The organism is Candidatus Laterigemmans baculatus (assembly GCF_010367455.1).
Classification (GTDB): domain Bacteria; phylum Planctomycetota; class Planctomycetia; order Pirellulales; family Pirellulaceae; genus Laterigemmans; species Laterigemmans baculatus.
On record NZ_WRPR01000131.1, the window covers coordinates 1 to 1,603 of the forward strand.

The window sequence follows — 1,603 nt, forward strand, 5'->3', positions numbered from 1 at the left end:
CCACGAATAACACGAATAGCACGAATGGTGGCCACGGAAGGACACGGAAGGGAGAGGGACCGCGGATAGCGCAGAGAACGCGGATCACGGGGGAGGAGCGAAAAGGGGGGAAAGGGGACGCACCTCAGTTTGTCCTTTCGCGGTCGGCTACCCGGGACCCCGGAGGCTTGCCCAGGGGACCTGCCAATAGGCCGCTTATTCGGCCGGAGCCTTTCGAACCCCGGACTCCACAGGGTCCACCGCTTCTATAAGACACCCCCGACAACCTAAAACGTAAAATCAGCAAGCTATACCCAGAGCGAATGGATCGAGAATGAACAGCACGCAGGCCAGCCAACGCGGGTACTATGAGAGGGCTCTGAAGGCTTTTGAAGGCAGAGAGTTTGAGGAAGCCGCAGCAATCTGCCGAGATGCTGCGAACGAACTCGAGCGAAATGCAAACTTTCATGACGCATCAGTTGCATATGATCTGCTAGGGACTGCGCACTATCGTCTAGGTGCATTAACGGAAGCGAAGTCCTCCTATCTTAAATCCTTAGAAGTCGCGGACCGTGCAGGCGGAACGGCGGACCGTGAATACGCCAAGACATTTAATAGCTTAGCCGCAGTAACCAATGCGATGGGTGACCATGAAGAAGCCATGGCATGGCTTGCTAAATCGCTGCGCATTAATGAAGCCTGCCAATCTAAGACGGGCTTGGTTTCGACTTATCACCAACTAGGTGTTGTTGAGCACTCCAGGTCAAATCTGGCAGAGGCCCGTCAGTGGTACTCGAAAGCTATCTCGCTCGCAGACCCAAAGCATGACATCGAGCGGATCGTCGCCGCGGTGCGTTGTTTCGCGGCTACGATGAGTGACGACGACGAACCTGAAGATGTAAATAAGGTCTACCGCATTGCGACTGATGCAATGGAAGCGAACGGTGACATCGAAGCCGCCAAGAACGCAGCTGAACAAGCAAGAAGGGAATTTGATTTTAGAGCGTCTACCGAATTCTATCGGAAGACTCTCGAGATGGCCGAAAAGCAATTAGGAGGTAGCTGCAGTTGAACAGTATTGGGATGCACGTCAATTCGTTCGCTTTCGCGGTCGGCCGCGGGGGGGAGCGTGGGGGTGAGGCTCAGGCGGGCCGCGCTCTGGCTCGTCCAAATCTCGCTGCCGTACGGAGCGCCACGGCGGACGCTCCGCCGAATCACCCCCAGTTCGGCGTCCGTCTGAGGCTGGTTGACACGCGCGCTCCACTGCCGTGGATCTGGCCCGTGAGTGCAACCACGAAGGACACGAAGAGCACGAAGGGATGCAGGGGCGGGGGAAGACCGCGGATAGCGCAGGGGCCGCGGATCACGGGGGAGAAGCGGAGAGGGGAACAACCACGAATAACACGAATAGCACGAATGGTGGCCACGGAAGGACACGGAAAGGAGTGGGACCGCGGATAGCGCAGAGAACGCGGATCACGGGGGAAGAGCGAAAACGGGGGAACAATCACGAATAGCACGAATGGTGGACACGGAAGGACACGGAAGGGAGAGGGACCGCGGATAGCGCAGAGAACGCGGATCACGGGGGAAGAGCGAAAACGGGGGAACAATCACGAATAAC

General features: G+C 57.3%; 1 protein-coding gene. It reads left to right on the forward strand.

The features are described from left to right. Nucleotides 1–313: 313 nt before the first annotated feature. A complete protein-coding gene (locus GNK13_RS19680; RefSeq protein ID WP_164104274.1) occupies nucleotides 314–1,051 on the forward strand; it encodes a tetratricopeptide repeat protein in 738 nt (245 codons plus the stop codon). Nucleotides 1,052–1,603 lie beyond the last annotated feature (552 nt).